Source organism: Syntrophales bacterium, from assembly GCA_023228425.1.
Taxonomy (GTDB): domain Bacteria; phylum Desulfobacterota; class Syntrophia; order Syntrophales; family UBA2210; genus MLS-D.
In genome coordinates, this window is the sequence record JALOBE010000004.1 from 20,150 (window position 1) to 44,550 (window position 24,401).

The window sequence follows — 24,401 nt, forward strand, 5'->3', positions numbered from 1 at the left end:
CAAGGAGCGTTTTGAATACCAGCCATTTTTGTCATTTCGACCGGAGGGAGAAATCTTTCACTAACGGCCATCATCAGGATTTCTCGTCGCTTCGCTCCTCGAAATGACGGACCTTAAGGTGCTCCCCGAAGTGACGGGCCTTAAGGCGCTTCTCGAAATGACTGGAGTTACAGTGCCCGTCTCGTTGACGGGCCGAGATCGCTCCTCCAAACGGGCTGTACAACGCTCTTCGCGGCGACGGAATTCAAGGCTCCTGGTACATGGACTCGATCAGGTCGGCAAACTGCGTGTTGATCGCCTTTCTCTTGACCTTCATGGTGGGTGTCACCTCGCCGTCTTCGGTATAGAGTTTCTTGTCCAGGATGCGGAACTTCCGTATGTTCTCCACCCGTGCAAGCTGGCGGTTCACTTTGTCCACTTCTTCCTGGATCAGCTCGACAACCTCCGGTGCCCTGGTCATACTGGCAAAGGTGGTGAACGGAACTTTCCGGTCCTGGGCGAACTTGGTGACATTCTCTTCGTCGATGACGATGATGGCCGTCAGGTATTTTCTGCCGTCGCCGATGATCACTGAATCGTTGATATAGTGGGACGTTTTAAGGAGGTTCTCAATATACTGGGGAGCGATGTTTTTCCCTCCCGCCGTGATGATGAGATCCTTTTTCCGGTCCGTCAGCTTGAGGAACCCCTCATCATCTACCTCGCCCACGTCGCCGGTGTACATCCATCCGTCCCGGAGGACTTCCTTCGTCAGTTCCTCATCCCTGTAATAGCCTTTGAAAATGCCCTTGTGCCTGACCACGATCTCGCCGTCATCGGCGATTCTCACCTCGGTGCCCGGCAGGGGCCGCCCCACCGTCCCCACTTTGTAGTTTTTCTCTTCCGATATATGGGTAACCCCGGTGGTTTCCGTCATGCCGTAACCTTCGCGGATCGGGATACCGATGCTCAGGAAAAACTTCAGCACTTCATGGGAGATGGGAGCGGCGCCGGAAGCGCCAAAGCGAACCCGGTCGAATCCCAGCCGCTTCTTGAGTTTTCTGAAGATGACGAAATAGGCCGCCTGATAGGCCAGGGCCAGGTGAAGCGGAACCTTTTCCCGGGCGATGACCTTGTTGTTGTAGCGGGTGCCAATGGTGATGGCAATGTCATAGAGTGTCCGCTTCAGCCAGGTTGCGTCGGCCATCTTGAGCACGATAGCGGAGTAGTATTTTTCCCAGATGCGTGGAACGGCATGGAACACCGTGGGCGACACTTCCCGCATGTCCGCCATGACGGTGTCCGTGTTTTCAGTAAAGTTCACGATATGTCCCACTGAGAGATGGAACATGATATCGAATATCTGTTCGTAGACGTGATTCAGGGGAAGGAAGGAGATCGTTTCATCATCGACGGTGGTGTCCAGGATGGACCGGGCCGCCTGTCCCACCCAGAGGTAGCCTTCGTGAGCGAGCAAGGCGCCCTTTGGCGGTCCCGTCGTTCCCGAAGTGTAGATAATGCCCGCCGTGTCTCCGGGCTTTGCCTGCAGCGCGAGCTTTTTGAAGAGGCCGGGATCGTCCTGGTCCGTCTTTCTGCCCAGTTCGAGCAGTTCGTCGAAACTCATGAACATGGGGTCTTCGAAATGTTTGAGCCCCTCCAATTCCCACACGATGAGTTTCCGTAGCTTGGGTGTTTTTTCTCTGAAAACGAGTGCTTTATCCAGTTGCTCCTCGTCTTCGCACATGTAGATTACCGAGTCTGAATGGCCCACCACGTATTCGCATTCGGGAGGCGGATTGGTTGTGTATATGCCCACCCAGGCACCGCCGGCACAGACGGCCCCCAGGGCTGAGTAGAGCCATTCGGGACGGTTTTCTCCGATGATCGATACGTGCTCGCCATACCTGACCCCCAGGGCGTGGAGCCCGAGGGCCACATGCTTGACCTTTTCCAGGTACTCGGCCCAGGTGATGTCCCGCCAGATTCCCAGGTATTTTCTCCGCATTGCCACCCGATTCGGCTGTTTTTCTGCTATGTTCAGCAGTGCCTTGGGCAGCGTGTCGATTACCATGGTACAACCCCCTTGAACGACGGATTCTGTGGCCGAAGAACAGGGCAGCCGATTCTCGCGGACTACCGGAACCGGACCTTTCTCCTGTAGCGTTTGTATCCCTTCACCGATTGTTCGGTGGCGATGCCGAGATAGAATTCCTTGATGTCCTCATCTTCGCGGAGAACGTCCGGCTTGTCGGCCCTGACTATCCGGCCGTTTTCAAGAAGATAGGCAAAATGCGAGTACTTGAGGGCCATGTTGACGTTTTGCTCCACGAGCAGAATGGTGACGCCGTCCTGTTCGTTGATGTCCTGTATGATACTGAATATCTCATGGGTCAGAAGCGGCGAGAGGCCGAGGGATGGTTCGTCGAGCATCAGCAGCCTGGGTCGGCTCATGAGTGCACGGCCGATGGCGAGCATCTGCTGCTCCCCGCCGCTCATCAGGCCCGCCTGCTGGTTTATCCGTTCCTTGAGAATGGGGAAATGATGAAATACATTCTCCAGGTCATTTTTGATGCCGTCCCTGTCCTTTCTCGTATAGGCGCCTATCGTTATGTTTTCGAGGACCGTGAGTTCCGGAAAGACTTCACGACCTTCCGGAACGTAGCCGATGCCCATCCTGACGATCTGGTCGGTTCTCTTGCGGTCGATACGCTCGCCCATAAATTCAATGGAGCCCTTTTCGGGCTGTTCATGCTTGGCGTCGTAGAAGAGTCGCATGATCGTCTTCAGGATTGTCGTTTTCCCTGCGCCGTTTGAGCCGAGAAGCGCCACGATGTTCCCTTTGCCGATTTCGAAGGAAATCCCGTGAAGGGCCCGGATCAGATCGTACCAGGTCTCGATGTTGCCGACCTTGAGCATCAGCTGGTTTCCCCCTCTCCGAGGTAGGCCTGTATCACCTCCGGGTGCTGCTGGACCTCCCGGGGAGTGCCCAGAACGATTTCCTGTCCCTGGTTCATGGCGAAGACCCGGTCGGAAATACCCATTATCATGTTCATGTCATGCTCGATCAGCAGAATCGTTACCTTGTAATCTTCCCGTATATCCTTGATCCAGATGGTAAGATCATCCTTTTCCTCGGTGTTCATGCCTGCCGAGGGTTCGTCGAGCAACATCACCTTCGGCTCCATCGCCAGCGCCCGCCCCACCTCGACAAGCTTGCGTTTCCCGTAGGCAAGGCTGCCCACATACTGATCTCGCACGGACTGAAGTTCAAGAAAATCAATTATCTTTTCAACTTTTTCCCGGTGACGAACCTCCTCCCGGGCCGCCGGCGATCGCTTGCCGAACATGAAGGCGCCGCTGAAGATTCCCGTTTTCATGTGAATGTGCCTGCCCAGCATGAGATTGTCCATGACCGTGGCGTTTGAGAAGAGCTCGATGTTCTGAAAGGTCCGGGCGATTCCGCGCCTGGCGATGCGATCGGGAGTCTTCCCCACCAGGTTTTCCCCTCCCATGAGGACCCTCCCCGCATCGGGTCGATAGATGCCGCTGATGAGGTTGAAGATGGTGGTTTTTCCCGATCCATTAGGGCCGATGATTGAAAAAATCTCTTCCTGCTCGACACTGAAGCTGACGTTATTGACGGCTCGCAGACCGCCGAAACTGATGGTCAGGTTTTCAATGCTGAAATACGCCATGAAGGTTGTGTCCTTTGCAGGGGGAAATGGTGGTACAGGCGTGGTTCCGGAATGCCGGCGGGACCGCTGAGACCGGCCCCGCCGGTTCCGGCATGCCTGGTCGGTCCGCCTATTCGCGAACCAACTCGTTTTCAAACCAGTCCTGAACGACGATAGTTTCCCCGTTGGGTCCGCACTGCCACATCTGAAGCATCCGGGGGGCCCGGTGGTTTCCTTCCCGCCAGGTGATTTTCGGACCGATTCCCTGGAAGTCGGTTATCGAGTTCAGGGCATCCCGGGCGGCCTCCTTGCTCAGGTCCCTGCCCGCCTGTTGCAGGGCGTATACCAGTGGTTCGGCAACGACGATGCCGGCCATGTAGAAAACCCCCCACCGCTCTTCCGGTGCCAGTCTGGCGGCGGCTTCACGGTAGCTGGTCATCAAGGGCGTTTCAGAAAGGGGCTGGTCCGTGAAGGCTGCCGTGATCACGCCTTCCCTGGCCCACAGGCCGTCGGTAATGTGGCTCATAAGGGCGAAGTCACAGAGGTTGTAGGTAAAGAGCCACTGAGGCTTGAACCCCATTGAAACCGCCGTCCGGAGAGCGATGGCCGCCTGGGTGGGAGCCATGATGCCGATGACCGCTTCAGCACCCGAGGCCTGGAGCCGCGCTATCTGCGAGGAGAGGTCCCGCTCGGTTGGTTCCACGGGAATCGCTGCCGACAGGTCGAGATTGTTCTTATGAAGCCGCGCCTTGACCCCGTCCAGATTGTCCAGGCCCCAGTCATCGTTCTGGTAGAAGAGAGCGACCCTGGTGAAGCCCATGTTTTCCACGGCATGTTTTGCCAGAAGGCTCCCCTCGTCGAAATAGTCGGGCCAGATGTTCCACAGCCAGGGATTGTCATGGAACACCCGTGCTCCGGAGGTTATGCCCGTCCATATGATCCGGTTCTGCTGCAGGTATGCCTGCACGGCAAGGCCGCAGGCCGTTCCGACACCGCCTACCACGGCGAAGATACCCTGCCGGTCAACGAGATCCCGTATCGCCGCCATGGTCTGGGACGGGTTGTACTGGTCGTCACGGATAAAGTAGCGTATCTGTCGCCCGTGAATACCACCATCTTCATTGATCATTTCAAAGAGAAGTTTGCTTCCCCGGGCGACAGAACCCCAGGGGGCCGCGGGGCCCGTCTGGGGACCCCACTGGCCGATGCGAATCTCCTTGTCATCGAATCCCGGGTTTCGCTGGGCAAACCCGTAATCGGCGAGAAGGAACAGGGCACACAGTGTTACGAGCAGTGTTACAAGAATTCTTTTCGTCTTCATACTTTCCCTCCTTTTATCGACGCTTGCACCGATTTTTTCTTTATCGCTTTCAGCGTGCCGCGGGGATTGTCTGAAAGCGAACATTCACACCCCTTGCCATCCGACGCTGTCCTGCAAAAAAAGGTGACGCGGCTCACTCTGAGGAAAACCATGATGGAGCCGTCAACTTTTATACCACCGGCCGCCTTCTCTGATAAAAATAAATCCTATATTGATTTCCGATATCTGTTTCGTGGGCAGGTGCAAGTATACCACATCCACCTCGACCTGGGCGAACTTTTCCACCGACGGCCATGTCTCCCGGTCGTCATTGTCCTGGATGAAGGTAACCCCGACAATGGTGTAGTCAACGACATGATCTTCCGCTGCCAGGGCTTCCCGCAGGTAATCATCGTAGCTATGCGTGTCGGTATAGGGAGACGACGGGGCCAGGCAGGCGTACACGGCCTTGAAGTCCCGGCTTGTTTCAGCATCGAGAAAATTCCGTGCCGCCTGAAGAACCGCCGCTTCCTCCGGATCTTTCGACGGCTCACTGAAGGACGGACCGGAGAGAATCAGAACGGCCGCAACCAGGAAAAGAGCGATCGTCGGCGCTGATGTGATGCTGATGTTTATCTTTCGACGGTACTGTGCTTTCACGGGCTGAACCCGACGGCGTTGTCAAACGTTTCCTGAGACATGATATCCGGCATGATAACCGGATGCTTCGTCGCGCGGTATCTTTCGTCAGCGGGGCGTGTCTCGCAGCACGCCTTCTTCCCCGGACTGCGCGCGCCCTGCCCGCGAAATTTTTACAGAGGCGACCTGGACGGGACGTATTTCGACTCTGTCCAAGTTCTCAAACCTTCTTTACGTAGTGTTTCCCGAAAAGCCCGCTGGGGCGGATACAGAGAACCAGGACGATGACCACGAACGCCGTTATGGGTTTCCATGCAGGCCAGGCGTAGCCGAAAAAGTTTTCAATCAATCCCATGATTCCTCCGCCTATGAGAACGCCCGGTACGCTCATAAGACCGCCCAGAACGGCGGCGGCAAAAGCCCGGAGAAAGGGTTCCATCATAAACTGGGGATCCAGGATGGTCTTTGCCGATATGAGCATTCCGGCGGTGACACCGATGACGGAGCTGAAGGCCCATGCAAAGGCGAACACCCGCTCCGTCTTGATTCCCATGATTTTTGCGGCATGCTTGTTCTGTTGCGTCGCCCGCATGGCGGTCCCCATCTTCGTGTGCTTGAAGAATATGTAGAGGAAGGTCATGATGAGGGCCGCAATGACGAACACGGCTATGGCCCACTGGCTGATGACGAACCCCGGCATAATCCGGTAGGTGATCTGGTAGGAGAAGGGTATGGAGAAGGCCTGCTGTTCCGCGCCCCATTTCCAGCTCGCCAGGCCTGCCAGGAGCAGCTGGGCCCCGATGGTAATGACGATGAGACCCACGATCGTAGGGTTCTTGGCCGGCCGCAGAAAGAAAAACTCCACGAAGACACCCAGGAGGGCGGCGAACAGGAGGGACACGAGAAAGGCGACCCAGAACGGGTGGCCGGTGACGGCCAGCACATGGAAGGCCACGAAGGTTGAGAACATGGCCATATCGCCGGCGGCAAAATTGACTACATCGGATGTCTTGTAGATGATGACCACTGCCAGCCCGAAAAGACCGTAACAGGCCCCCATGGCCAATCCTTCGATCAACAACTGCCCAAACGGCATGGTTTCCCCTTTTCTGCTGAATCCCCGGTCCGTCCTGTGTCCAGGGGACGGCGACGAGAAAAATCTATGTCGCAGCTCGCTATCCCGCCCCTCCTAGAAGGGCCAGGTTTTCCAGTACTTCTTGACGCGTATCCAGGCGCCGAATATTCCCAGAGGCTCGAATATGATAATACCGATCATGACGAGACCCAGGGCAATGAGGTTGACGTTATCCATTCCCGAAATGGTCAGCCACTTCCGGGAAAAGCTCAGCAGGATCCCCCCTATGACAGGGACTTCATCAATGTTTTTGAACAGGTCATACATGAGGTAGGTAATCAGTGTGGCTCCCGCTATTGAGCCCATGACCGACCCCAGTCCGCCCACGACGACCATGACGAGGAATATGATCGACAGGATCAGGTGGAAGGTAAAGGGATCAAAAAATCCAAGGACGAAGGCGAACAGTCCTCCGGCGATTCCCGCGTAAAAGGCACTCACGGCAAAGGCAAGGGTCTTGTACATGGTAAGGTTGATGCCGATGACCTCGGCGGCGATGTCGCTGTCCCTGATGGCGACGAAGGCCCGCCCCGCCCGTGTTTTCAGAATGTTGACGGCGCACAGTACCATGATGACCGCGACAGCGAGTATGAGATAGTACTTGCTGAGTTCCGTCTTCAGAACCCAGTTCCATCCCAACTGCGGTATGCCGATATTCAGTGGGGGCGCGAGCATGCCCTGACGCCCGCCGAAGAGTTCCGTGTGTCCGATCACGTGCATGATAGCCAGGCCGAAGGCGAGCGTGGCGATAGCCAGGTAAGGTCCTTCAAGCCGGAGGGCGGGCAGGCCCAGGATAAAGCCGAAAAAAGCCGCCACGAACGCGGCGGCGATGATGGCCGCACAGAAGGGAATCTGCAGCTTCGTCATCAGGAGCACCGTCATGTAGGCCCCGATGGCGAAGAATCCGGCATGGCCCAGGGCGATCTGGCCCGTTGAACCCACGAGTATGTTCAGTCCCACGGCGAGAATGACATGGACCAGCATGAGATTGAAGAGGTAGACATGGTAGGTGGAGCAGAACAGCGGGACTATGATGAGGGCGGCCAGGAGAGCGATGGTCCAGAAAAGAATGGTACCGCTACTGAAGAGTTCGATGTCCTCGTAATAGTCACGTTTCATATCCATAGGCCACACCTCACAGGAATCGCCGGGCTCGATATATCACATTCGGAATAACCACGCGGCTATTTTTGAACTGTACATTACCATGCTTTTATGGAAAACAACAGACATTCATCCTCGGCTTTTCTCCCGTGAGACGAAGGTTTTCATGGCATGCATATCATCATTGACGGGTACAACCTGATACGACAATCCGATTTTCTGAGAGAGGCCGAAAGGATCAGCCTCGAAGCGGGGCGGCATCTTCTGGTGACGGAGCTGGTGAAGTACAACAGGAAGAGGCGTCACAGGGTTACCGTCGTTTTTGACGGGTGGGAGGAGGGCTCCTTCCGCGAGGAGCACATGGATGAAGGAGGCGTTCATATCGTTTATTCCCGCCGCGGAGAACGGGCTGACGAGGTGATAAAACGCCTGTGCCGGCGGGCGGGAGGGTCGGAACTGGTGGTGGTCAGCTCCGACCGGGAGGTGGCGATGTACGCGGAGCGGTCCGGAGGCGTCTCTCTTTCGTCGCCGGAGTTTGAAGTAAGGCTCATGGACCCGGGTGACGAACCGCCGCTTCGTGATAACCATCACTTCGAGGGGGACGAGGAAGATCAGCGGGATGTGAGCCTGACGACCAGGAAAAAGGGTCCTGCCCGCAGACTGTCGAAGCGGAAGCGTAAAACCATCCGGGCCGTCAGGAAGCTTTAGCCCGGCCTCGTTTCCCGCACAGGTCGAGAATCAGCCGCTCCATGAGAATACCCGCGTCGGTTCCGGTCGATTTCAGGGCAAGATCGGTGTCGATGAGCATATCGAGATACCGGAGGAGTTCGCTCCAGGAGAAACGGCCCGCCTGTCTCACGGTGTTGTAGATCACGTAGGGGTGTTGCCCCGTCAAGAGGGCGGAACCCTTTTTCTCCCGGCCCGTCCGTTTCAACAAAGCGGGAAGAACGGTATCCTGAAATTCCCGGTAGGCCGGCATCCGGCCGCCCAGGGAGACCGCTCCCGATTCTGACAGGAGGTGGACCTGCATCAGCAACCGCACGTCCCTGGCAAGCATGGCCAGCATCACCAGGGGATGCACACCCCGCTCCATGAGTCGTCTGAAGGCTTTCAGCGCCCGACCCCGGTCTCCTTCCACCACGGCTTCGGTCAGCTCAAATATCCGTTCCTCCCGGGTCCAGGCGATGGCTGACTCCACGTCGGTCCTGTCGATCCGGGAACCTTCGTCACCGATGTAGGTTATCAGCTTGTCGATTTCGCCGAAAACATCGCCGTAATCAAGACCCGTAAGCCCGCCCAGGAGCGCCATTGCTTCGGGCGTCAGGGTTTTCCCCCGGTCCGCGAGGTATTCCCTGGCTCTTCGGAAGACCTGGTTTTTCTGGGCGGCCTCACTCTTTTCACGGGGAAAGTGCAGAACAGTTCCTTTTTCCGAGAGTATCCTGAAAAGCTTTTTTCTCTTGTCCACGGCCGTGGCCGTGAGAATCAGCGTCACTCCGGCGGGAAGACCTTCGTCGATCAGCCGCTCCAGGCGCTCGACGTCCCCCGTCTGGAGGGTGTTCCTGGTATCCAGAGCGAGGCAGAGAGCGATAACCTTTGGAAGCACCGAAGCATAATCGTTCACGGAGCTGCCGGCGAAAAGACGATCCCACTCGTCGTCCGGAACCTTCCGCCATCCTCCGTCGCGCAGGTCTTCCAGGGTCCATCCCGTGGGTTCAAGAAGATTCATGAAGGCCCGTGCCGCTGCGGGAGCATTGTCCTCGAGGAGAGTGAGAAAATCTTCCGGGAGTGACGGCTTGGACGGTTTGGACGCAAAGAGCGTCGTGTCCTGAATGACGATCACTTTTCTGCCCGGAACGAGGGGCACGGTGACAAGGGCCTCGCAGATACTGTCGACAGAAACGGCTTCACCTTCGAACCTGAAGCAGTTGAGGTCGTCGGCTCCTTCGGGCAGAAGCGCGTGTACGATGCGTCGGCGGGCTTCGACCAGGAGAAAGCGCTCCTCGCCGTAAAGGAGACAGGCGGAGAGTTCTCCTCCCCGTTTTATGGAGTCCAGGATAGGGTCAATCATTCCGCTCATGAGCCTTTTCTTTCGGGACGGACGGGGGTATCCGGATTTCACTCCGACGGCCGCGCGGCGGAGACGATCAGACGATAACGTATTTTTTGATTACCTTCACAACGTCGGCGGGATCGTCGATGACCTGGATCAGGTCGAAATCTTCCTTCAGAATCTTGTCATCTTTCAGCATGTGCTCCTTCATCCATTCCAGGAGCCCTTCCCAGTAGCCGCTTCCCATGAGAATGACGGGGAAACTTTTGATCCGTTTTGTCTGAATAAGAGTGAGAGCTTCAAAAAGCTCATCCATGGTCCCGTATCCCCCGGGAAGTATGACATAGGCCACGGCATACTTGACCAGCATGACCTTGCGGATGAAAAAATATTTGAAATCGAGTTCGATGTTGGCATAGGGGTTCGGTACCTGCTCAAAGGGGAGGCGAATGTTCAGTCCCACCGAAATGCCTCCGGCTTCGGCGGCACCTTTGTTGGCCGCTTCCATGATGCCCGGACCGCCGCCGGTGATGACGCTGAAGCCGCTTTTGACGAGCAGGCCGGCGAGCTTCTCCGCCGTCTGATAATATGTGTCATCGGGTCCGGTGCGGGCGGATCCGAAGATACTCACGGCCCGGGAGATGCCGGACAGCTCCTCGATGGCCTCGACGAACTCCGCCATGATCCGAAACAGCCGCCACGATTCTTCGATGCTGATCGCGTCGACGACATATTGCTTCTCTATCATGACCGCCTCCTCAGGATGGGGCGCTGCCCGCGCGTGACGGGGTATTCCTGTGTCCGGAGCCCGGAAAGGCTCTCACACAGTTCAGCGGCTTCGCCGTCTGGCTGCTTTCACCATTCTTCTGCGGGCCTCAAGGGCTTTTCTTTTTTTCTTTACCGAGGGCTTTTCATAGGCCCTCCGGAGTTTGAGTTCCTTGAAGAAACCGTTCTTGGACAGCTTGTTTTTCAGGATTTTCAAGGCCTTTTCAACGTCATTGTCGATTACGCGTACTTCCAAAGAGTATCCTCCTTTGTATGTGTTTGCCCCCGCGGGGCGGTTGTCGGCATCAGATACAAAAAAGGGGCAGAACGGCACACGCGTTCTCATGCGCCGTTTACCACCCCTGTTCTATAAACCCGTATCACTCTCCTTCGCTCGGGACAGCGCCCCTGTCGCTTACGGGCACTGCCCTTCCTCCGCTTCCGTGATTGACCCTTCCAGCGTTCTGCGGTCGATGCCGGGGGAGGACAATGTCTGAACTAGAAACCCCCTTTCGGGAAGAAAATTATATACACTATTTTTTCCCCCGGTACAACGAAAAAGTACTCGATCCGTTACAGGCGACCCTCTCGATTCCATCGCTCTGTCCGGTATTTACCCTCAAGAAGCTCCTGCTTCAATGATTCTTCGGTCGGTGTCAGCGCACCCGGCCGGAGCCTGATCTCCATGCGTTCCTCAAAACTTTCCCTGATGCAGCGGGCAAGGATTTCTTCTCCCGCGAAACGGCCTTCCTGCCGTCGAACGGACGTTACGGCCCGGTTCAGGTAATCGATCCACTCGTGTTCGTCGGGAGAGTTCTTCGACAGCACCCGCATGGTCATGGAGGGATCGAAATCAATCAGGATCGAACCGTGCTGAAGGAAACAGTCGTGAGCCCGTAACTGGGCGCTTCCGCATATCTTTGCCCCATGCACCAGGAGTTCATTGCGGAAAGGGACGGCAAAGCAACAACTTTTCAGGGGGTCCGTCCGTGAAGGATGCCGTCTCTCGGCCAGGCCGGCCCTGATGCCGATCTTTTCAAGGCCCCCGATAAGGCAGTCGGCAATTACCCGGTACGTTGTCACCACATCCGTCGTGAAGGGCGGCCATGACTGGGCGGCCACCACGGCGTAGGTGAGGTCCGCTTCATGGTAGACGGCCTTGCCTCCTGTGGGTCTCCGGACGATGTCGATGTCGTGCTCCAGGCAGAAGGGACGGTTGACGTCACTGTCGATGTCCTGCCCGTAGCCGATGGTGACCACCGGACGCCGCCATTGGTACAATCGCAGCGTCGGGGGACCTCCCCTGAGGATGGTTTCCCTGAGGACCGCCTCGTCAACGGCCATGTTCTCGCTGCCGTCAAGTTCTTCCAGGGGCAGCAATCTCCAGGACTCCACCGGCCGTTTATCTCCTCCCCAGGGCCTGGTCGACCAGCTCCTCGTAATCGTCGGCGTCAAGGAGGCTGTCAAGTTCACCGAGATCATCGATTTCAACAGAGATCAGCCATCCCGCGTCATAGACGTCACATTCCAGAACGCCCACATCGTCGAAGATATCTTCGTTGATGCCGATAATGTCGCCCGAAACGGGAGAAATCAGTTCTGCCGTCGTCTTGTCTGTCTCGATGACCCCGAAGGGTTCACCCTGCTTCACAGGCGAATCCACTGGATGAAGGTCGATGGAGAGGATTTCACCCAGACTTTCCTGAGCGAAATCGGTGATTCCGATGGTGACGATGGTGTCATCAACCCGAGCCCAGGTGTGATCCCGCGAGTACAGCAGATCGTCGGGATATGACATGCACTACCTCCTTGAAAACATCGGCGCTGAAAGCGGCCGGTCACCGGGACGGTTTGCCGTCCCCTTATCTACAGTATCAAAAGGTCCTTGGACATTTCGGTGATGCACTCACATCCGTCGGCGGTGACCAGGACCATGTCCTCGATTCGCACCCCGCAGACCCCGGGAATATAGATGCCTGGTTCAACAGTTACAACCATGCCTTCTTCGAGCCGCTGGTCGCTCGCGGCGGACAGCCGTGGAGCCTCGTGAACATCCAGGCCGATGCCGTGACCGGTGGCATGAACAAAATATCTGCCGAACCCGGCGTCGTCGATGTACGCGCGCGCCCGGGCATCGATGTCTTTACATAACACGCCGGGTTTGACGGCTTCAACGGCCCTGTCATGAGCTGACCGGACTGTATCATAGATTCTGCGCCGGTCATCGGTGACGAAGCCCAGGGCAATGGTGCAGGTTTCATCGGAGTGATAGCCTTCGTATATGGCCCCGTAATCGATGACGATGAAGTCCCCCGCTTCCATGCGACGCGAACCGGGACGCGCGTGGGGAAGCGCGCCGTTCGGTCCGGAGGCGACGATGGTGTCGAAGGAGGGCTTCTCGCTTCCTTCCATGACCAGATTCCAGTCCAGCAGGGCTGCGCACTCCCGTTCCTGCATGCCGGGCCTGATTGATTCGATCGTTTTCGTGAGGGCTCGGGCGGCCATGGCGGCGGCCGTCTTCAAACGCCCGATTTCTCCGGCATCCTTGCGGGATCTCATGCTATCGACGGTTCCGGAAAAAGAAACCAGCTCGATGCCGTCGGGTAATCCCCGGCTGAGTGCGAGGTACCGTTCATGGGTGAGGGCCGAAGCTTCAAAGCCGAGTTTTGAGATGGTTTCCCGGGACAGAAACTCCACAAGACCGCCCATCATATCTGTAACCTCTCTGATGTCGACTCCCGTCGTTTCCCGGCCCGCCTGAACCGTGTACCTGCCGTCCACCAGCAGGGTCATACCGTCCCCATGGGCCAGGAGAAGCCCCTCACTGCCTGAAAACCCGCAGAAATAGCGGATGTTCAAAAGATTTGTCAAGAGCATTCCGTCGATGGATTCGGCGTCCATGAAGGATCGAAGCCGTGCCGTACGATTCCTGTTCTCCAGGCGGGAAAGCCACCGTGAAAGTTCGCTGATGACACGGGCAGGCTGTTCTTCGGTCATGGGAAAATCTCCCCGGAAATTTCTCGCGGGCCGCTCCGTGGTCGGGAACACTCGCTTGTTGGTACGCCGGACGGAAAAACATTGACTCTGTTCCTGTCCTGATGCTACGTTTCTGAAACTTTAAAACTATTTTTTCACATCTTTCAACAAGAAAGTACCGAGCCGGATTGAATATTCGACTGTTGAAATATTTTTTTATTACGGCGCTCCTGCTGTCGAACATCCTGGCAACGAAGATAATCAACGTGGGCGGGCTTTTGCTGCCGGCCGCCATCATTCTCTACCCCCTGACGTTCCTCGTGACCGACGTGGTGGGGGAGGTGCAGGGGAAGAAGAGTGCTCAAAGCCTGGTCATGGCCGGCTTTTACATGTCGTTCTTTATGGTGCTGGCTCTTTGTATCGCCCGATGGCTTCCGGCGGCACCCTTCTGGGATCACGGGGAAGCCTGGGACGCCATCCTTGGGGCGACGCCGCGGATCGTCATGGCCTCCATGATCGCCTATCTGGTGTCCCAGACACATGACGTCTGGGCGTTCCACTGGTGGCGGGACAAAACGGAAGGCAGGCATCTGTGGCTGAGAAACACGGCGTCCACCGTGCTGTCCCAGGGGATCGACACGGTCCTCTTCATCACTATTGCCTTCGGCGGTCTCTATGCCTGGGCGGATATCGCCACCATGGTCGGGAGCCAGTACCTGGTCAAGGTGGTCATCGCCGTTCTGGACACGCCGCTGTGCTATTTGCTTGTGAGGTATTATGGAAACACTGGAGAACACATTCAAGGATCGTGACTACGAGGTTACCATGAGGTTCCCCGAGTTTACCTGCCTTTGTCCCATGACGTCCCAGCCGGACTTCGCCGAGATGGTCATCGAGTATGTGCCCGCCGACCGCCTTGTGGAGCTGAAATCCCTGAAATTCTATCTCAATGCCTACCGCGACAGGGGAATCTTCCATGAGGAAGCCGTCAACCGGATCATGCGGGATTTCGTCGAGGCCGTTGAGCCGAAACGGGCGGTCATCACGGGAACCTTCAACGTCAGGGGGGGAATCTACACTACGGTAAGGGTGGCCTATCCCTGAAGAACTCGTACAACGGCGAAAACATCCGATGTAAAACGGCTTCGTAAAATGGTGCCGGAGGCATGTCTCCGGCACGAGAACCGGATGCTTGATTGCGCTCTTTCCTTCATCACTGCGGCGTAGAGCACAGTACGCCTCATTCCTTAAGGATGTGCGCGCCGTACCGCAGGGAGCTTTTTACAAAGCCGTCATTGTTTGCGAGTGTTCCGCTCCGGCTTGCGTTCACACGTCAAGAACGTCCCCATAGTCAAAAAAACGGGAACGGATGATTATCCGTTCCCGCGTGCTTTTCCCGGTCGAGGGATGTTTTCAACTGCTTACGTCAATACGTCCAGGACATCCCCCGTTGATTGCTCATTCCCCGGTCAGCTTCCTCACTCCTGATTGTGTGAAACCGTTCCGGCTTCGTCAAGCGTATACATCCTTTCTGAGCCTGTATGCTGGGCTGTGATTTCAAGGTCGTTTAATGTACCCGCACATGTCGTCGTAACGGACGCTGTAGGAACGAAACCATACTCGGCAGTTGAAATGTCTGCAATGTCGTCAATTTCTCCGCCCGGGTTATCGCTGAAAAAGGCTTGGGAAGCCGTATAGGCGTTCTTCGCCGACGTGAGGGCCGACGCGTTAAAGCCCCTCACCCGGTACGCATTGAACTGCGGGATTGCGATTGCCGCGAGAATGCCGATGATGGCGATGACGATCATCAGCTCGATCAGGGTAAAACCCTTCTGACTTGTTTTCTTGTTGACTGCTTGCATCATGATGTTTTCCTCCTCGTTTGTTTTCTTTTTGTGATTGGGGGAGGGAATATCCCCGCTTCGCTACGGTACGGAAAGAGCAATTGTTGTGCCTGTCGTCGATGGTTCCGGGCCGTCCTCACGGCAACGCCAGCAATACCAATGGGATAGAGGGGTGTGAAATCGGCACACCCCTCCACAATGCCACCATGGAGGAGCCCCGATCCGTGATTTTTACGGATCGTACCCGTGATTTTCACGGATCACGAGGGGGTTGTTCCTTTCGTATGCTCCTGTGAATACTTTCACTCTTTGCCCCTTCCGGATGTCTTGCCTTGCTGATTTGATTCAACTATACTGACGTCAAAAAGGCTTACCCGGGTGTTGCGCGCCGGCTTCCCGTCGATACCCGGTGCGGTTTATGCTTCTTGACTGCAGGTGTGTGATATGGCGATACGAAGCGGCACAACAAACGAACAGTCCGGAACCGGAGGCTTCACGCTGATCGAGCTTCTTATTGTCATAGCCATCATGGGGATTATTGGAGGGATGGTGGTCTTCTCCTGGCAGCAGTACGTGCGTAACGTGAACCTCAAGACAGCGGGCGGGTCGTTGATGGCCGATATTTCTTTGAGCAGGCAGAGGGCCGTGGCGGAGGGGGTAAAATATTGCATGCAATTCGAGGAGGGATCCTCGACATATACCATCAACACCCCGTCCTGTGACGCTCCTGATCCAGCGGTGCAACGCGATCTGGCTTCAATTGACAGTGGATTGTCGGTGTCCACCACCACCTTTAATTCGGACCGTATCTATTTTCAACCTCGCGGAACGGTGAGTCCGGGTACGATTACCGTTAGGAACAGCCGCGATTCCAAGGCAACCATAACCATAAATATTACCGGAAGATCTCATGTGTTGTATTCCACGAAATAACAGGGGTCTGGGATTGCTGGAGGTGGTGATTGCCATTTTCATCGCCACGGTAGCCGTCATGGCCATCCTGGGACTGCAGCCGGCTGCCTGGAAAACGTCGGCACGGGCCGATTACATGGGGAGAGCGGCGGGTATTCTCCACCAGGAACTTCAGCGCCGGGAGCTCTGGATTATGAACCCCTGCAACGCGGTTACTCCGGGTACGACCCCGGCAGCGGTTCCGGTGAGCGGTCATACCACGGTCCTGCCGGGTGATACGGGTGATATGACTTTTAACGTAACCACCACAATTTCAAGCCTTGGAACGAAAATCTGGCGCGTCACGGTTACCGTCGCCTGGCCTGGTCACGATGGGATATCGGAGAGCATAATGGTTACAAGGCAGGAAAGTTTTCGATTTCCTTCGGGGTGTTCGGACCAATGAAACATGATCGCGGCTTTACACTTGTTGAGTTGCTGGTAACGATCGCGGTGATGATGATTCTTCTTACCGCCCTCTATGGAGCGGTGAATTCCGTACAGAAAAGTTCAACAGGAATTGAGCGTCGTGTAGACGCCCAGCAGGCGGTTAAGCCTGCCTTGGACCTGATGGCCATGGAAATAGCCATGGCTTCCTTCAACCCGAACTATACGCCCGATCTCTGGGTCAATCCTCCCGTGGGAGCAGGCGTCTGCGGAGACCCGTCATCAAACCAGGATTATCGCGGCATACAGGAAGCGACTGCCACGTCCATTACCGTTCAGATGGACATACGCGGGAGTGCCGACGGAAGTGCCGGGAACGGGGCGTTGGGAAACCCGAACGAGATGATCCGTTACAACTATGACGAAGCGAAGCAATTCATTACCCGGGCAACCAATTGCGGTTCCGGTCAGCCTTTTCTCGGCGCTTCGCCGGGAAATCACCGCGCCGTCAGGGTTATAAACGGGACACTGAACATCCCCCTATTCCGTTACTATGACGGCACGGGGATGGAAATCTCCGCGGGCAGTCTCCCGGGGACAATTCCGGACATCCGGCGCATCGAGATTGTTCTGGCGGTAGAAACGGAAGATATCGACCTCATCACGAGAAAGAGAAAACGCATGATTTATGCAACCAGCGTCATACCAAGAAACCATGCAATCATACCTTGAGGAGATACAAGAGGCGGGTTCTGAACGAGGCATCGCCCTGGTGACGGCAATCATCGCCTGTGCCATTCTGCTGGCACTGGGCTTGCTTGTCATACGGCTTTCCACGGGCGATCTCCAGGTCAGTGCCAGGGCGGTGTCCGACAAAAAAGCGCTGGCCGCCGCTGAATCGGGAATTCACCGGCTCATTCGGGGCTACGACCCGTCAGCCGGCAACGCCATAACATCGGGGACATTCAACGCCATTCAACACAGTGACGGGCTGTGGTACCTGCAGGCCGATCCCGACACGGACTCCACATCGATGTACCATCACGGCGATCCGGTAACGCCGCCTACGGGACATCCCTTTCTTCCCATGACAGGATACTCGATAGGCGGCGGACAATCGTGGGGGCAGCAACGCTTAAAGGTGACCGTCATCGGAAGGAGTACCGGTCATGACGCGAAGGCGGAGATCGAAATCGGCCTGGGATTTGGCCCCGTCGATATTTCAACCATTTCAAGGTAGGAAACTGTCATGAGACACATACGCAGCATATTCATCGCCTGCACCGTTACGGCACTTGTGGCCCTGGGGGCCCATACCCTGCAGGCGGCGCAGCCGGCAGAGGGAGAAGAGGCGCTCTTCACCAATTCGGTTTCACCGGATGCCCTCGTCGTTCTCGATCTTTCGGGGAGCATGCTCTGGACTCCGGGGGGAATACCCATGTACACCAGCACGTCCTACAGTTGCGGGAGCCAGAACGCTCCCTATTATGCGACCAGCGGATCGGGTCATGCCAGGCTCTGCAGGGCTTATCCCTTTTCAGGCTATTCGTACAGCGCCGCTCTGTATGATATGTACACGCCCACATGGTCAAACGCGGAATGTTCCGGACCGTTTTACTTTTCGTCCCGAGCGGGCTATAGCACCGATTGCACCCGTCTTGCCATCGCGAAACGCGCTTTGTTCAGCCTGCTGGACGACACCCGCGATGGAACGATAAATAACGCTGACGAGGGAAGCCTGGGGGTCCGTTTCGGCTACATGCAGTTCTATGATTGCAATGCCGGCTCCGAAACAGAAACCAGCTATACCAGCGGATGCATACAGATTCCGGGTTCAGGCGGCAACCGGCGCTACATTGGCTCCCGGTACAGCCAGATCTACTGCAACAGCAACACAAGCTGCAACATTTCCAGCACCGGCACCTATTCAATCGGAGCGGCGAAGGCTTGGGGCGGCACGCCTCTGGCGAACTCGCTGAACGTTGCCAAAATATACCTTGGCGCCCACAAGGCAGGCGACATAGCCGCCGAATGTCGACAAAAGTTCGTTATTCTTATTTCCGACGGCGCCGATACATTCGCCTGCAATGGAAACGGCCAGGAAGACCAGCCCGGCATGGACCGGCGGCGGAGGGAATCGGTGGCTCGGGCCAAGGCCCTCCACGACGACGGCTACAAGGTTTTCGTTATAGGATTCGGCGCCGACATGCCCGAGGTGGACCTCAATACTCTTAACTGGATGGCCTATTACGGGGGAACGGAAAATCCCAATGTGGAGAACATGGGCGACACAGGCGGATACGATCCTTCATTGTGGACGAGTTGCGGTCCCTCATCCACAGTAAACGATCCGGGGACAAAGAGCCTCCGGGGATACGCTTTTCTGGCTTCCAATGCTGCGCAGCTCACGGAAGCGCTCACAACCGCGATCAGCATTATCCGCCAGGCGAATTATTCTTTCTCCCAGTCTTCAGTTCAATCCGTACGTATAGCCGATGAGAACCACCTCTACGAAGGCTCCTTTGAGCCCGTGGACAACGATTCATTCTGGAAGGGGCACCTCAGGAAATATGAGATCAACGCCGATGGAACGGTAGGGAGCGTACTCTGGGACTCCGGCGAGATTCTCCAGTCCACGCCGGCTGCCGACAGGACTATTTTCACCGTCAAAGGGGGTACTCTGACGGGCTTTACTGCGGCCAACATCACCGCCGCCGATGTGGGCGTTACTACGGATGCTTTGCGGGACAGCGTGGTGGGCTACGTCCGGGGCGAGCAGACCTACAACCCCGAGCAGAACGCTCTGGGGCAGGTGTGGAAACTGGGCGACGTGTTTCGATCCACACCCATTACGGTAGGTACTCCTTCTCCTTTTTACGAAGACAAGCGTGACCTCAATAACCAGTGGGGGGCCCACCGAACCTCCCACCATCGAAGTTCCGTAGCGGGAAACCGGCTCATAGTCGCGGGAGCCAACGACGGCCAGTTCCACGCTTTTAAAACCGGAGACGGGACGGAAGCGTGGAGTTTTGTCCCCCCTAATTTTCTGACGAAGCTCAGACTCATGACCCATGGCAGCCACCCGACATCACTGTCCCATCAGTATTTTGTCGACGGTCCCGTCACCGTAGCCGATGTCTGGCTTGGTACGGGCGACGGAAGGGCGAAAACTGCCGATTGGAAAACAGTACTTATCTTTGGCCAGGGACGAGGAGCGGTGGATGTCTCCTGGAGCTCTTCCGCTTCATGTGATGCCGGTCTCAGTCCGATCTATTCGACGGATACGCCCTTCTACTGCGGTTTCTGGGCCTTCGACCTCAACGATTCACTTGATCCGGTCTTTATGTGGCGCTTCGATCCCGACGCCGCTCGAGCCCCTTATGTTGGGGATCCCTGGAGTAAAATGATGCCCGGCCGGGTCCGCTACAGGGAAGGCGGCCAGGAAGTCGAGAAATGGGTGGGTTTTGTGGGAGCCGGTTACAACGCGGGCAACTGCAAGGCCTCCGGGTGTGACCCGCGCGGGAAGGGTTTTTTCGTAGTCGATCTGAATGATGGTTCTATTCTCTGGAGCTACACCCGTTCGGATAACATCGGCATGGATTTCAGCCTTGCCGCCCCGCCGGCCATAGTGGACACAGACAATGACGGATTTATCGACACGGTCTACGTTGGAGACCTTGGGGCGAATATGTGGCGTTTCAAATTCTGCAGAGGTGTCGATATGCCGGATTGCTCCGCCAATGACTGGGCCGGAAGTATATTTTTCAATGCTTCGTCGGGTCAGATACGGCCGATTTATACCTCTGCCGCAGTGGCTCGGGACAGCACAGGCAACCTTTGGGTGTACTGGGGCACAGGGGATAAGACTGATCCCACTGCCGCAAACGCTCAGGAGCATTTTTACGGTGTCAAGGACAACGACCGGACCGGCACCTTCGCTATAAGCGATCTGGACAACATTACGCAGGCCTCCGGAACCTATAATCCAGGCCCGGGTAGACCGGGATACCGGATCCAGTTCGCGGGACAAGGGGAAAAACTGCTTGCCGACCCCACCGTTTTCGGCGGTATCGTTTATTTCACCACTTTTACCCCTGCTTATGGAGATAATCCCTGCGAGCAGGGTGGATCGGCGGAGCTCTATGCCGTTCAAGGGACGACCGGCGGCGGGGCTTTGAAGAAGGACGGCACACCGACGCGGAGTATGGCGGTAGGCGTGGGTATCCCTTCAGCCCCTGTCTTGTCCCTGAGTCCCGACGGCAGCGGCAGCCCTGATCTTTATGTTACTACAAGCGGCGGCGATGGCATGTCGGCCAGCACACAACGGGTGGATATAACCCCGCCCGGGGTCTCAAGTCGTACGAATATGCTTTACTGGTGGGACCGTCGGATACGGTGACGGACGACCGGACAGACTGAAGAATCGATAAGCCGCATGATGAAGCGCCGCCCCAGCCTTAAGGCCGGACCATCATCGGGGAAAGAGCATCCCCCGGGGATGAATTCAAGGACGCCCGATACTGATTCCCGGAAGAAGGCCGGGCTGAAATCCTTGATTTCTCGAACTCATGCAGCATTTGGGGGCCTGGCAATGCTTCTTGTTGCGCTAATGCTTTTCTCTTGGTCCTCATTCAGGACTTCCGACAAGCATCCTCCGGATTTTAGAGAGACTTCAGGCGGCAAGGTGACCGAAACAGGTGCCGCCGCCAGGGGCGACATGCGAGTGACGAATGCTTCGAAGGCTGATGACAGGATCATGATTCGACGGGTCCTTCTGACGCCTCCCACGCCTACAAAGCGGGATGTCCTGAAGGCCGTGGTTGTTCCCGCGGATGACGGCCCCAGTGGATTGCACTATTTGTATGAATGGAAAGTCAATTACCGGACCGTCAAGAAATCCGACGATAACAGCCTCGAACTGTTCCCCTTTCAGGTGAGGGATCTTGTTTCGGTTTCCGTTTTTCCCTACGATAAGGATCGGCAAGGCTTCTCCGTTGAAAGCCCCGTGGCGGCAATTCACAGCGAACCTCCAACGCTGAGTCTGGAGCCAGCCCGTCTGCCCATAAGGTCGGGAGAGTCGATCCCCCTGCGAATGGTCGGCGAGGATCCTGACGGTATGGACATAACCTTCAGCTTGGAGCAGCCGTTCGTAGAGGGAATGATAATTGACGAAAGGAGTGGTGAAATTATCTTTACGCCTTCGGAGGACCAAAAGGAGGGGACGATCTTTTTCGGAGCCGCCGTTGAGAATTCGGAAGGCACGAAGGTCACTAAAATATTTGAGCTTGAAATGACACTTGAATAAACCGCGAAGGAAGATCATATTCTTACGGTCTTTTTCCAGTGTCCATCATGATACAACCCGTTCGGTTCTGCCCGGATCGTATGATCTATCCATCGAGAATCACCGGTGTAATAAAAATAAGCAGTTCCATCTGTGACTTGCGGAATGAACGTTCCTTGAAAAGCCAGCCAAGGATGGGAATTTTCGACAGCCCCGGAATACCCGACCCGCCCTTCGTGTCTTCACTTTTGTAAATTCCTCCAATTACGATGGTGTCGCCGTCATTGATTATGACCTTGGATTGGACCTCGCTTGTCATTATGGGAGGGCCTACTATGCCTCCGTCTCCTGCCCTGGCCCAGTCGGCATATTTATTCTGTGCATTTATATCCAGGGAGAGCCTGCCCTCGGCGGTGATCTGCGGGGTGACATCGAGCGACAGTATGGCACGTATCGTTTTCGTCGTTAATTCGCCGTCCGCACCCGTTATCTGTACGTCGAATTCCTCCCCCTGGCTGATGGTGGCCTTAACCTTGTCAACCGTGGTTACTTTGGGCGATGATATGATTTTGCCGTCACCCACTTCCTCAAGGGCCTGCAGCTTTGCATCGAGAATCCAGCGTGATGAACCGGCGATGATACCCAGCGCGGGTGTCGTCGCGGCGGCCATGGAAGGGAAATTGACGGCGATATTACTGTTTGTCAGTCCTATATTATTCGGTAGTGTGGTCATGGATGTATTAAGTGACGGAGCTGAACTGCCGAAAAGTATGCCAAGGTCCTTGGTGTTCTCAGATCCCCCCCAGGTAGTCGTGGTTCCCGCGCCCCACCGGATGCCCAGTTCGCGGGAAAAGTTGGTGTTTACCTCGACAATCCGGGCTTCGATGGAAACCTGCCTGACTCGTCCCTCGGCAACTTTCTTTGCCAGACGCTGTCCTTCGGCTTCCTCCATTTTCTTCAAAGGCATGACGGTTATGACTCTGCCCCGGGTAGTCATGCCCAGTTCGTTCACCTCCAGTACTGTTTCCAGGGCCTGGTCCCAGGGAACGTTCCGCATATGAAGCGTCACCTTCTCTTTAAGATCGGAGGCGACGATATTATAGCCGCTCACTTCAGATATAAGCCGGAAAACGTTTTGTATATCCGTGTCCTGGACCACTATGGAAAGGCGTTCTCCCTTGAATTCAGGGGGATCCTCTTCGTGCAGCCGGAGGGCTTCACTTTCAAGGTGGGTCTTGATTGTATCGGTGCTCGGCAGGGGAAGGTTTCCTGATGCGATTGTTGACGATGATACGGGGGATGATGAGGTCATGCGGGCGGCCGTGTCAAAAGAAATTACCACTGTTGATCCCGAGCGGTGCATTCGGCAGGGAACTGTATCAGCAAGCTCCATGATAATGTCCAGGGAGGGACGGTCCAGGTCAATATGAGATTGAAGAGATACCTCCCGTATCTGTGTCAATTCCCCGGGAAGGTATCGCTCCGGGGTTCCCTCGTTCCTGACCGTGTCTTTTAATGTGAGGACGATAGTGTTTTCCGATAACTGTGACAGGTTCATCTCCTCAGGTATCCTCGTAAATACCATGGCGATGTCTTCCTTCCCCTCCCGTCGTTGAAAAAGGATGTCTTCAAGAAGGGCATAAGAAGAGCTGTCGTCATCGATTCCCTGTCCCATAACCGTATCACCGGAAAATCTGTCCAGTGATGGAGTGCCGATCGGACTTTGTTTCCCCGCGCAGCCCAGGAGGAACAGGATCCCGATCAGCGCCGCCAAGCCGCAAAAAATTCTGCTTCTTCGTTTCATAGCGTTCCTCTACGGTCGTTTCCTTCAACCCTGAGTATTGTCTGCTGTATTTTGATCTCACCGAAGGAATCGATTTTCTTTTCTTCGATTATAACCTGATCAGGAAGGATTTCCACGACCTTTCCTTCATCCATACCGACGGCTGTTCCTTTGTAGAGATCGTATGCCGTTCCTTTTGGGTCCTCCACGATTGCCAGTCTTCTGCCTCCGCCGATCACAATTCCCACTAATCGTATCTCTTGAATTGTGAGAAGCTCCAGAGGGGAGCGAAAAAACGGTCCCCCGAGGGGTTCCGACTCTTCGGTTCTTTGCGGTATCGTTCGTTCAGCCGGTGCCGGGACAGGGGCCATAAAGGGGAGAAAGGGGTCGACAGTAATGATACCAACGGAAGTATGTTCGTATCCCTGCTCCATCGCTCCTGTTTCCGCGACGCAAAGGGCCGGCCACAGCAGAACCAGGATGGTCACGATAATCGGCATGCAGATGTTCATCGTAACATCCATGGAGGA

General features: G+C 55.9%; 24 protein-coding genes and 1 pseudogene. 9 read left to right on the forward strand and 16 right to left on the reverse strand.

From position 1 onward, the window contains the following. Positions 1–244: 244 nt before the first annotated feature. The 7 genes from M0Q23_02340 to M0Q23_02370 form a co-directional block, all read right to left on the reverse strand. Positions 245–2,050, reverse strand: a complete 1,806-nt coding sequence (locus tag M0Q23_02340) for an AMP-binding protein (protein ID MCK9527484.1) — start codon at positions 2,048–2,050, stop codon at positions 245–247. Between the two features lie 62 nt (positions 2,051–2,112). Next, a complete protein-coding gene (locus tag M0Q23_02345) occupies positions 2,113–2,895 on the reverse strand; it encodes an ABC transporter ATP-binding protein (GenBank protein ID MCK9527485.1) in 783 nt (260 codons plus the stop codon). Continuing rightward, positions 2,895–3,674 (reverse strand): ABC transporter ATP-binding protein, encoded by a 780-nt coding sequence (locus M0Q23_02350; GenBank protein ID MCK9527486.1) that lies wholly within the window; start codon positions 3,672–3,674, stop codon positions 2,895–2,897. The genes M0Q23_02345 and M0Q23_02350 overlap by 1 nt, the downstream gene beginning before the upstream one ends. 109 nt (positions 3,675–3,783) lie before the next feature. Next, positions 3,784–4,974, reverse strand: coding sequence for an ABC transporter substrate-binding protein (locus tag M0Q23_02355; protein MCK9527487.1), 1,191 nt, complete (start codon positions 4,972–4,974; stop codon positions 3,784–3,786). Between the two features lie 162 nt (positions 4,975–5,136). Further along, complete coding sequence (locus M0Q23_02360) at positions 5,137–5,613, reverse strand: hypothetical protein (GenBank protein MCK9527488.1); 477 nt, start codon at positions 5,611–5,613, stop codon at positions 5,137–5,139. Between the two features lie 199 nt (positions 5,614–5,812). Further along, entirely contained in the window at positions 5,813–6,688 is an 876-nt protein-coding gene (locus M0Q23_02365; protein ID MCK9527489.1) for a branched-chain amino acid ABC transporter permease, read from the reverse strand. A gap of 93 nt (positions 6,689–6,781) precedes the next feature. Then, complete coding sequence (locus M0Q23_02370) at positions 6,782–7,852, reverse strand: branched-chain amino acid ABC transporter permease (GenBank protein ID MCK9527490.1); 1,071 nt, start codon at positions 7,850–7,852, stop codon at positions 6,782–6,784. A gap of 150 nt (positions 7,853–8,002) precedes the next feature. Between M0Q23_02370 and M0Q23_02375 the strand changes: the two genes are divergently transcribed. Beyond that, positions 8,003–8,539 carry an NYN domain-containing protein gene (locus tag M0Q23_02375; protein MCK9527491.1) on the forward strand — a complete coding sequence of 179 codons (537 nt, stop codon included), beginning with the start codon at positions 8,003–8,005 and terminating at the stop codon, positions 8,537–8,539. Here the strand turns inward: M0Q23_02375 and holA are convergent. From holA to M0Q23_02405, 6 genes are all read right to left on the reverse strand, one after another. After that, a complete protein-coding gene (gene holA, locus M0Q23_02380) occupies positions 8,526–9,908 on the reverse strand; it encodes a DNA polymerase III subunit delta (protein ID MCK9527492.1) in 1,383 nt (460 codons plus the stop codon). The genes M0Q23_02375 and holA overlap by 14 nt on opposite strands. A gap of 67 nt (positions 9,909–9,975) precedes the next feature. Continuing rightward, entirely contained in the window at positions 9,976–10,629 is a 654-nt protein-coding gene (locus M0Q23_02385) for a TIGR00730 family Rossman fold protein (GenBank protein MCK9527493.1), read from the reverse strand. A gap of 81 nt (positions 10,630–10,710) precedes the next feature. Further along, the gene (rpsU, locus tag M0Q23_02390; GenBank protein ID MCK9527494.1) at positions 10,711–10,902 is read right to left on the reverse strand and encodes a 30S ribosomal protein S21; all 192 of its coding nucleotides are present in this window, start codon (positions 10,900–10,902) and stop codon (positions 10,711–10,713) included. Between the two features lie 317 nt (positions 10,903–11,219). Continuing rightward, on the reverse strand, positions 11,220–12,041 hold the full coding sequence (locus M0Q23_02395; protein MCK9527495.1) for a lipoate--protein ligase family protein: 822 nt from the start codon (positions 12,039–12,041) through the stop codon (positions 11,220–11,222). Positions 12,042–12,048: 7 nt separating this feature from the next. Then, positions 12,049–12,444: a glycine cleavage system protein H gene (locus M0Q23_02400; GenBank protein ID MCK9527496.1), complete on the reverse strand. Its 396-nt coding sequence runs from the start codon at positions 12,442–12,444 to the stop codon at positions 12,049–12,051. Between the two features lie 68 nt (positions 12,445–12,512). Then, positions 12,513–13,643 carry a Xaa-Pro peptidase family protein gene (locus M0Q23_02405; protein ID MCK9527497.1) on the reverse strand — a complete coding sequence of 377 codons (1,131 nt, stop codon included), beginning with the start codon at positions 13,641–13,643 and terminating at the stop codon, positions 12,513–12,515. 167 nt (positions 13,644–13,810) lie between these two features. Here M0Q23_02405 and M0Q23_02410 point away from each other — a divergent pair, with 167 nt between their 5' ends. After that, entirely contained in the window at positions 13,811–14,434 is a 624-nt protein-coding gene (locus M0Q23_02410; protein ID MCK9527498.1) for a queuosine precursor transporter, read from the forward strand. Continuing rightward, positions 14,400–14,726: a preQ(1) synthase gene (gene queF / locus M0Q23_02415; GenBank protein MCK9527499.1), complete on the forward strand. Its 327-nt coding sequence runs from the start codon at positions 14,400–14,402 to the stop codon at positions 14,724–14,726. Before M0Q23_02410 ends, queF begins: the two co-directional genes overlap by 35 nt. Positions 14,727–15,376: 650 nt before the next feature. On the opposite strand, the pseudogene M0Q23_02420 reads toward queF, so the two are convergent. Next, positions 15,377–15,484: pseudogene (locus M0Q23_02420) on the reverse strand (prepilin-type N-terminal cleavage/methylation domain-containing protein). Positions 15,485–15,910: 426 nt separating this feature from the next. On the opposite strand from M0Q23_02420, the gene M0Q23_02425 reads away from it, so the two are divergent. From M0Q23_02425 to M0Q23_02450, 6 genes are all read left to right on the forward strand, one after another. After that, positions 15,911–16,399, forward strand: coding sequence for a GspH/FimT family pseudopilin (locus M0Q23_02425; protein ID MCK9527500.1), 489 nt, complete (start codon positions 15,911–15,913; stop codon positions 16,397–16,399). Further along, complete coding sequence (locus M0Q23_02430) at positions 16,377–16,823, forward strand: prepilin-type N-terminal cleavage/methylation domain-containing protein (GenBank protein MCK9527501.1); 447 nt, start codon at positions 16,377–16,379, stop codon at positions 16,821–16,823. Before M0Q23_02425 ends, M0Q23_02430 begins: the two co-directional genes overlap by 23 nt. Beyond that, positions 16,820–17,536, forward strand: a complete 717-nt coding sequence (locus M0Q23_02435; protein MCK9527502.1) for a prepilin-type N-terminal cleavage/methylation domain-containing protein — start codon at positions 16,820–16,822, stop codon at positions 17,534–17,536. Before M0Q23_02430 ends, M0Q23_02435 begins: the two co-directional genes overlap by 4 nt. Continuing rightward, positions 17,520–18,044, forward strand: a complete 525-nt coding sequence (locus tag M0Q23_02440) for a pilus assembly PilX N-terminal domain-containing protein (GenBank protein ID MCK9527503.1) — start codon at positions 17,520–17,522, stop codon at positions 18,042–18,044. The genes M0Q23_02435 and M0Q23_02440 overlap by 17 nt, the downstream gene beginning before the upstream one ends. Before the next feature lie 9 nt (positions 18,045–18,053). Further along, on the forward strand, positions 18,054–21,203 hold the full coding sequence (locus tag M0Q23_02445; GenBank protein MCK9527504.1) for a PilC/PilY family type IV pilus protein: 3,150 nt from the start codon (positions 18,054–18,056) through the stop codon (positions 21,201–21,203). Positions 21,204–21,488: 285 nt separating this feature from the next. Further along, positions 21,489–22,109, forward strand: a complete 621-nt coding sequence (locus M0Q23_02450) for a hypothetical protein (protein MCK9527505.1) — start codon at positions 21,489–21,491, stop codon at positions 22,107–22,109. Positions 22,110–22,194: 85 nt separating this feature from the next. Here the strand turns inward: M0Q23_02450 and M0Q23_02455 are convergent, their stop codons facing one another. Next, the gene (locus tag M0Q23_02455) at positions 22,195–23,892 is read right to left on the reverse strand and encodes a hypothetical protein (GenBank protein MCK9527506.1); all 1,698 of its coding nucleotides are present in this window, start codon (positions 23,890–23,892) and stop codon (positions 22,195–22,197) included. After that, a complete protein-coding gene (locus tag M0Q23_02460) occupies positions 23,889–24,395 on the reverse strand; it encodes a pilus assembly protein PilP (protein ID MCK9527507.1) in 507 nt (168 codons plus the stop codon). Before M0Q23_02460 ends, M0Q23_02455 begins: the two co-directional genes overlap by 4 nt. Between the last annotated feature and the right edge of the window lie 6 nt (positions 24,396–24,401).